Origin of the sequence: Providencia sp. M-27, assembly GCF_011077905.1 — a bacterium.
GTDB lineage: Bacteria > Pseudomonadota > Gammaproteobacteria > Enterobacterales > Enterobacteriaceae > Providencia > Providencia huaxiensis.
On the sequence record NZ_JAALBT010000036.1, the window covers coordinates 1 to 8,492 of the forward strand.

4 protein-coding genes and 1 pseudogene are annotated in these 8,492 nt (G+C 55.7%); 4 read left to right on the forward strand and 1 reads right to left on the reverse strand.

Going from position 1 to position 8,492, the window contains the following annotated elements; genetic code table 11:
- From G6Q48_RS21410 to G6Q48_RS21425, 4 genes and pseudogenes are all read left to right on the forward strand, one after another.
- Positions 1-2,917 (forward strand): annotated as a pseudogene (locus G6Q48_RS21410) (Tn3 family transposase); the annotation flags it as partial.
- A gap of 406 nt (positions 2,918-3,323) precedes the next feature.
- Positions 3,324-4,205 (forward strand): DNA replication terminus site-binding protein, encoded by an 882-nt coding sequence (locus tag G6Q48_RS21415; RefSeq protein WP_042849106.1) that lies wholly within the window; start codon positions 3,324-3,326, stop codon positions 4,203-4,205.
- Positions 4,206-4,260: 55 nt separating this feature from the next.
- The gene (locus G6Q48_RS21420; protein WP_042849105.1) at positions 4,261-4,953 is read left to right on the forward strand and encodes a DUF6710 family protein; all 693 of its coding nucleotides are present in this window, start codon (positions 4,261-4,263) and stop codon (positions 4,951-4,953) included.
- Between the two features lie 135 nt (positions 4,954-5,088).
- Positions 5,089-5,607: a type I-E CRISPR-associated protein Cas6/Cse3/CasE gene (locus tag G6Q48_RS21425; RefSeq protein WP_166268350.1), complete on the forward strand. Its 519-nt coding sequence runs from the start codon at positions 5,089-5,091 to the stop codon at positions 5,605-5,607.
- Here the strand turns inward: G6Q48_RS21425 and G6Q48_RS21430 are convergent.
- On the reverse strand, positions 5,576-8,492 hold a 2,917-nt coding region (locus G6Q48_RS21430), incomplete at its 5' end, for a Tn3 family transposase (protein WP_242685848.1). The genes G6Q48_RS21425 and G6Q48_RS21430 overlap by 32 nt on opposite strands.

The following is an 8,492-nucleotide window of genomic DNA, read 5'->3' on the forward strand; positions in this document are numbered from 1 at the left end:
AGATGTCAAAGACGAACTGATACGGCACTACACGTTCAACGAAACCGACCTGTCGGTGATCCGTCAGCGTCGCGGCGCCGCGAATCGATTGGGCTTCGCCGTGCAGCTTTGCTACTTGCGATTCCCTGGCATCTTCTTGGGCGTCGATGAACCTCCATTTCCGCCCCTGCTGCGCATGGTGGCCGCACAACTCAAGGTGCCGGTGGAAAGCTGGAACGATTACGGCCAGCGCGAGCAGACACGGCGGGAGCACTTGGTCGAGCTGCAAACGGTGTTTGGATTCAAGCCCTTCACCATGAGTCACTACCGGCAAGCCGTGCATACATTGACCGAACTGGCCTTGCAAACAGACAAAGGCATTGTGCTGGCCAGCACCCTTGTTGAAAACCTGCGGCGGCAGAGCATCATCCTACCCGCCATGAATGCCATCGAGCGCGCAAGCGCCGAGGCCATTACCCGTGCCAACCGGAGCATCCATGCGGCATTGGCCGATTCCTTGATACCTGTCCATCGCCAGCGCCTGGACGAACTGCTCAAGCGCAAGGATGGTAGCAAAATGACGTGGCTAGCGTGACTGCGCCAATCGCCCGCCAAGCCGAACTCGCGCCACATGCTTGAACACATCGAACGCCTCAAAGCCTGGCAGGCGCTTGACCTACCTGCTGGCATCGAACGGCAGGTACACCAAAACCGCTTGCTCAAGATCGCCCGCGAGGGCGGCCAGATGACGCCCGCCGACCTGGCCAAGTTCGAGTCGCAGCGGCGTTACGCCACCTTGGTAGCACTGGCCATCGAGGGCATGGCCACCGTCACTGATGAAATCATCGACCTTCACGACCGCATCATCGGCAAGCTGTTCAATGCGGCCAAGAACAAGCATTAACAGCAGTTCCAGGCTTCCGGCAAGGCGATCAACGACAAGGTGCGGATGTATGGGCGCATCGGTCAGGCGCTGATTGAAGCCAAACAAAGCGGCGGCGATCCGTTCGCCGCCATCGAAGCGGTCATGCCGTGGGACACCTTCGCCGCCAGCGTCACCGAGGCGCAAACGCTGGCGCGGCCTGCCGATTTTGATTTCCTGCACCATATCGGCGAGAGTTACGCCACGCTGCGCCGCTATGCGCCGCAGTTCCTGGACGTGCTCAAACTGCGCGCCGCGCCCACCGCCAAGGGTGTGCTCGATGCCATCGACGTGCTGCGCGGCATGAACAGCGACAGCGCGCGCAAGGTGCCCGCCGATGCGCCAACCGCATTCATCAAGCCGCGCTGGGCAAAGCTGGTTCTGACCGACGAGGGTATTGACCGGCGTTACTACGAGTTATGCGCCCTGTCGGAGCTGAAGAACGCACTGCGCTCTGGTGATGTTTGGGTGCAGGGTTCGCGCCAGTTCAAGGACTTCGACGAATACCTGGTGCCGATCGAGAAGTTCGCCACCCTGAAGCTGGCCAGCGAATTGCCACTGGCCGTGGCCACCGACTGCGACCAATATCTGCATGACCGACTGGAATTATTGGAGGCGCAACTCGCCACAGTCAACCGCATGGCGGCGACCAACGACTTACCGGACGCCATCATCACCACTGCATCGGGCCTGAAGATCACGCCGCTGGACGCAGCGGTGCCAGACGCCGCGCAAGCCTTGATTGACCAGTCGGCGATGTTGCTGCCGCACCTCAAGATCACCGAGTTGCTGATGGAGGTCAATGAATGGACGGGCTTCACGCGCCACTTCACACACCTGAAGACCGGTGACACGGCCAAGGACAAAACCTTGCTGATGACGACGATTCTGGCTGATGGTATCAATCTTGGGCTCACCAAGATGGCCGAATCCTGCCCTGGCACCACCTACGCCAAGCTGTCTTGGCTGCAAGCCTGGCACGTTCGCGACGAAACCTATTCGACGGCGCTGGCCGAGCTGGTGAACGCACAGTTTCGACAACCCTTCGCCGGAAACTGGGGCGACGGCACCACGTCATCGTCGGACGGCCAGAACTTCCGAACCGGCAGCAAGGCAGAGAGCACCGGGCATATCAATCCGAAGTATGGAAGTAGCCCTGGGCGGACGTTCTATACCCATATCTCCGACCAATACGCGCCCTTCAGCGCCAAGGTGGTCAACGTCGGCTTGCGCGACTCGACCTATGTGCTCGATGGCCTGCTGTACCACGAGTCTGACTTGCGTATCGAGGAACACTACACCGACACGGCGGGCTTCACCGATCATGTGTTCGGCCTGATGCACTTTCTGGGATTCCGGTTCGCGCCGCGCATCCGCGACCTGGGCGACACCAAGCTGTTCATTCCCAAGGGCGATACTGCCTACGATGCACTCAAGCCGATGATTAGCAGCGACAGGCTGAACATCAAGGCTATTCGCGCTCATTGGGATGAAATCCTACGGCTGGCCACTTCGATCAAGCAGGGCACGGTGACGGCCTCGCTGATGCTGCGCAAGCTCGGCAGCTATCCGCGCCAAAACGGCTTGGCCGTCGCCCTGCGCGAGCTGGGGCGCATCGAGCGCACGCTGTTCATTCTGGATTGGCTGCAAAGCGTGGAGCTGCGCCGCCGCGTCCATGCGGGGCTGAATAAGGGCGAGGCGCGCAACGCGCTGGCCAGGGCGGTCTTCTTCTACCGATTGGGTGAAATCCGCGACCGCAGTTTTGAGCAGCAGCGCTACCGGGCCAGCGGCCTCAATCTGGTGACGGCGGCCATCGTGTTGTGGAACACGGTCTATCTGGAGCGTGCCACCAGTGCTTTGCGTGCCCACGGCAAGGCGCTGGACGACACGTTGCTGCAATATCTGTCACCGCTGGGGTGGGAGCATATCAACCTGACCGGCGATTACCTATGGCGCAGCAGTGCCAAGATCGGTGCGGGGAAGTTCAGGCCATTGCGACCGCTGCCACCGGCTTAGCGTGCTTTATTTTCCGTTTTCTGAGACGACCCCTTTTAGGTTTCTGCGGAGCAAGCTTCAAGCAAAAGCACAGGCTATAGTTCTCAACAGACCCCTCACCGTGGAACAGGTAGCAAGTTTAATGACATTAGCGGCCAGATTGAAAGTCCATTCCGAATTTTGCCAGCTCTTACGCAGCCCAGAATGCCCCAGGCACAGTTAAAGAAGCACATACATGGATAGTTGATCACGCCAAAGTTCTAGTTTCCGAACACACTACGTTCCTCGGTTAATCTCAAACCCCGGCTTCATGTGAAATAACGAATTCTTGCATTCCCGCCTGATAATTGTATAAAGTATGGATATATATACAGCCCCCACCACGGTGGGGGGTTAGCACGTTACCCTTTCTCGGGGATTTATTATTATGAACATCGCACAAACCTTCCATCGCCTGGAAGATGACTTGGCGTTGCTCAATCGAGTGCTGGCGGAGAAGTCTCCGCTATATGCACGCGTTTGCGTTATACCGCCAGTGGCCGATGGTGAAGAAAACCTGCCGGTTGCCCGTATTGAACCGATTCTAATGTATGGCGCTCAAGCCATCGAGCAGGCCCAAAAAGCTTACACCGATCTGCATATTAAGGATGGGCTTTCTCAGAAATCGACGCGTCGAACTGCCGGTGTACTTTGGTACGCGGATGACAACCCAGAATTCTCAGCTGAAGTCATGGCGCTGATCACGGCCATTAACTTTAGTAAGCAGTCTATACAGGACCACATCATCAGTGAGTTCGGTAATCAGAATGCGCGCTTTTCTGCACTACATAATGCGTGTCCTGGTGTTATGACTCTACATCTGTACCGCCAAATCCGTGCCTGGCATAATGCCGACCTTCAATCTGTCCGCTTCTCATGGCAACGCAAATCGCTACTGCGGATCCCAGACAAAACTAAATTGCTGGCATCTATGCAAACGGATGTCATTGACAATAGTGCCGTGAGCTTACCTGTCGGTAATCTTGCCCAGAAAATTGCAAATACCCCTCAGGAAAAGTTGCGCCTGCGTCGGCCAGCCAAAATACAGCCTGTGGCAAACATCGTATTTCGTAATGAAGATGGTGCAGCGACTGCCGCATTGAAAACCGTAACCGCTTTGATGCCCTATATTGTCATTCAAGATCAGCGTCTGGATATTAAGCCACTTCAAAACTATGCACCGCGCGATATCCAGCGTAACAGTGACCGCCTGGCAACTGAGGTCATAGGTACTTATCATGGCGAAACCATCGAAGTGCTGCTTGTGTGAGGTATTTTGCTTGGAACAGCAGAAATCAAATAATCAATAATTCGAGATAATCATCATGTTTTTAAGTAAGCTGAAAAATCATATTATCAAGAACCATATTTTGGATGAACAGCGTAAAATCCAAGAAATGAATTATGAGAAATTCAACAGAATTATTGCTGTGGGGCAGTCAATCGGAGGGAGGTCAATACCGTTGCTAATCAATGCCATCGGAAGAAACATTCAAAGTGACTTACTGATAGCGGTAGCTGAAGAAGGTACGGATGCACGCTCTGATGACTTTGTTAACCCATATAAATTCTTTTTCTCAGATATTTTTGATGTACTTGATTATGATGCTCTACAGTCATGTTTAACCCACGAAACGAGCTATGTTGCTGATCTATCTACATCATTAATATTACCTTGTCCTTGGAACTACAATCGTTATGTATCCGCATTATCTTCCATAGGGTTCCATGCGGGAAACCCTTGGGAGCAGGATGAAATGAACCACCGAGTAATGATTTGGCTTCCCTGGAATATAGCTTTTGTATTCGGTGGAAACCATTCAATTACTGCTGGTGTCCTCGCCAATGAAGGCATGATAATTCCAGATACTGTCTACGACATGTCACCATTATTCTCTCAAGTAAAGACCGATGGAAAATTTTGGTACCGGAATGGCACGGTCTTTGACAAAGTAACATGTCATCGCCGTGCTGCATTGTTTGAGCTTGGTAGGATGCTCACATCAGCAACAGAATGAATATGGCAATACTTACTTCGTAACCTTCTGAATCTGCCTCTTTCTTTTTCAGTCCCAATTTCGTCACCTGACGCCTACCCATTACCATAAGCAAACCTTAGGTAATACAGCCTAAGGCCTTTGGTGAGAAAAAGCATGAATTATTTCGAAAGTACGCTTCGCTTAAGGATTTCGTCCTACGACTTATACCGGATACATCAGCATCTGGATTATTTCATTCAGGAACAGTGCAAGGCAAAACTCCCATACTCGTTTTCCATTCAACCGGGCACCGGCAATGATACCTACATCTTGTTGCGCACAGCACAAGCCGTTGGCGTGCCGGGTGAGGTTAAAAAAAGCGTGTATTTTTCAGAAGGGCAGGAAGTCACAATCACAGGGACTATTGCAGCGGTTCGGCGTGAAGTTTTAAACGGCCGCAAGCGTGAAACTTGCCCCCCATCCGAGGAATTGCCGGATTTTGTAAAATACCGCTTAGATCGTGCTGGCTTGACTCCCCACCATGTCGGGGTAAACAAAATGGATAATTTAATCGTAAAAAAGGCTGACCAACCTACGCAAAAAGGGCACAGGATCCATATCCCTGCCTGGGGTCGTCTCAGAAAACGGAAAATAAAGCACGCTAAGCCGGTGGCAGCGGTCGCAATGGCCTAAACTTCCCCGCACCGACCTTGGCGCTGCTGCGCCATAGGTAATCGCCGGTCAGGTTGATGTGCTCCCACCCCAGCGGCGACAGATATTGCAACAATGTGTCGTCCAGCGCCGTGCCGTTGCCACGCAAAGCACTGGTGGCACGCTCCAGATATACCGTGTTCCACAACACGATGGCCGCCGTCACCAGATTGAGGCCGCTGGCCCGGTAGCGCTGCTGCTCAAAACTGCGGTCGCGGATTTCACCCAATCGGTAGAAGAAGACCGCCCTGGCCAGCGCGTTGCGCGCCTCGCCCTTATTCAGCCCCGCATGGACGCGGCGGCGCAGCTCCACGCTTTGCAGCCAATCCAAAATGAACAGCGTGCGCTCGATGCGCCCCAGCTCGCGCAACGCCACGGCCAAGCCGTTCTGGCGCGGGTAGCTGCCGAGTTTGCGCAGCATCAGCGAAGCCGTTACCGTGCCTTGCTTGATGGAGGTGGCCAGCCGCAGAATTTCATCCCAATGGGCGCGTATTTGCTTGATGTTCAGCCTGTCGCTGCTAATCATCGGCTTGAGCGCGTCATAGGCGGCATCGCCCTTGGGGATGAATAGCTTGGTTTCGCCCAAGTCACGGATACGCGGCGCGAAGCGAAATCCCAGCAAATGCATCAAGCCAAACACGTGATCGGTGAAGCCTGCCGTGTCGGTGTAGTGTTCCTCGATGCGCAAGTCCGACTCGTGGTACAGCAGGCCATCAAGCACGTAAGTTGAATCACGAATGCCCACGTTGACCACCTTGGCACTGAAGGGCGCGTACTGGTCGGAGATATGGGTGTAGAAAGTCCGTCCTGGACTGCTTCCATACTTCGGGTTGATATGACCAGTGCTTTCTGCTTTGCTGCCGGTTCTGAAGTTCTGGCCGTCCGACGATGACGTGGTGCCGTCACCCCAGTTGCCGGCGAAGGGTTGCCGAAACTGCGCATTCACCAGCTCGGCCAGCGCCGTCGAATAGGTTTCATCGCGGATGTGCCAGGCTTGCAGCCAAGACAGCTTGGCGTAGGTGGTGCCAGGGCAGGACTCGGCCATTTTGGTCAGACCCAGGTTGATCGCGTCGGCCAGGATCGTCGTCAACAGCAAGGTTTTGTCCTTGGCCGTGTCGCTGGTCTTCAGGTGTGTGAAGTGGCGGGTGAAGCCCGTCCATTCATCGACCTCCATCAGCAACTCGGTGATTTTGAGGTGCGGCAGCAGCATAGCTGTCTGGTCGATCATGGCTTGCGCGGCGTCTGGTACTGCCGCGTCCAGCGGCGTGATCTTCAGGCCTGACGCGGTGGTGATGATGGCATCCGGTAAGTCGTTGGCCGCAGCCATGCGGTTGACTGTGGCGAGTTGCGCCTCCAACAATTCCAACCGGTCATGCAGGTATTGGTCGCAGTCGGTGGCCACTGCCAGCGGCAATTCGCTGGCCAGCTTCAAAGTGGCGAACTTCTCGACCGGCACCAGGTATTCGTCGAAGTCCTTGAACTGGCGAGAACCCTGCACCCAGACATCACCGGAGCGCAGCGCGTTCTTCAGCTCCGACAGGGCGCATAACTCGTAGTAACGCCGGTCGATGCCGTCGTCGGTCAGAACCAGCTTTGCCCAGCGCGGCTTGATGAATGCGGTTGGCGCATCGGCGGGCACCTTGCGCGCGCTGTCGCTGTTCATGCCGCGCAGCATGTCGATGGCATCGAGCACACCCTTGGCGGCGGGCGCAGCCCGCAATTTGAGCACGCCCAGGAACTGCGGCGCGTAGCGGCGTAGCGTGGCATAGCTTTCACCGATGTGGTGCAGGAAATCAAAGTCGGCAGGCCGCGCCAATGTTTGCGCTTCGGTGACGCTGGCGGCGAAGGTGTCCCAGGGCATAACGGCCTCGATGGCGGCGAACGGATCGCTGCCGCTTTGCTTGGCCTCAATCAACGCTTGACCGATGCGCCCATACATCCGCACCTTGTCGTTGATCGCCTTGCCGGAAGCCTGGAACTGCTGCTGATGCTTGTTCTTGGCCGCGTTGAACAGCTTGCCGATGATGCGATCGTGAAGGTCGATGATTTCATCGGTGACGGTGGCCATGCCTTCGATGGCCAGCGCTACCAGCGTGGCATAGCGTCGTTGCACCTCGAACTTTGCCAGATCAGCAGGCGTCATCTGGCCACCTTCACGAGCGATTTTGAGCAGGCGGTTCTGGTGAACCTGCCGCTCGATGCCTGCGGGCAGATCAAGTGCTTGCCAGGATTTCAGGCGCTCAATATGTTCGAGCATGTGGCGAGAGTTCGGTTTGGCAGGCGACTGGCGCAGCCATGCCAGCCACGTCACTTTACTGCCGTCCTTGCGCTTGAGAAGTTCGTCCAGGCGCTGACGGTGGGGTGATAACAAAGAATCGGTCAGCGCCGCGTAAATGCGTCGGTTGGCACGGGTGATGGCCTCGGCGCTTGCGCGCTCGATGGCATTCATGGCGGGCAGGATAATGCTCTGCCGCCGCAGATTCTCGACAAGTGCGCTCGCCAGCACGATGCCTTTGTCGGTCTGCAAGGCCAGCTCGGTCAATGTATGCACGGCTTGCCGATAGTGGCTCATGGTGAAGGGCTTGAACCCAAAAACCGTTTGCAGCTCGACCAAGTGCTCCCGCCGTGTCTGTTCGCGCTGGCCGTACTCGCTCCAACTTTCCACTGGCATCTTGAGTTGCGCGGCCACCATGCGCAACAGGGGCGGAAACGGAGGCTCATCGACGCCCAAAAAGGTGCCAGGGAATCGCAAGTAGCAAAGCTGCACAGCGAAGCCCAATCGATTCGCGGCGCCGCGACGCTGACGGATCACCGACAGGTCGGTTTCGTTGAACGTGTAGTGCCGTATCAGTTCGTCTTTGGCATCT

Bases quoted from the DNA above. Each gene is read 5' to 3' on its own strand.
- G6Q48_RS21415 (WP_042849106.1), top strand. From the start codon at position 3,324: ATGAACATCGCACAAACCTTCCATCGCCTGGAAGATGACTTGGCGTTG.
- G6Q48_RS21420 (WP_042849105.1), top strand. From the start codon at position 4,261: ATGTTTTTAAGTAAGCTGAAAAATCATATTATCAAGAACCATATTTTG.
- G6Q48_RS21425 (WP_166268350.1), top strand. From the start codon at position 5,089: ATGAATTATTTCGAAAGTACGCTTCGCTTAAGGATTTCGTCCTACGAC.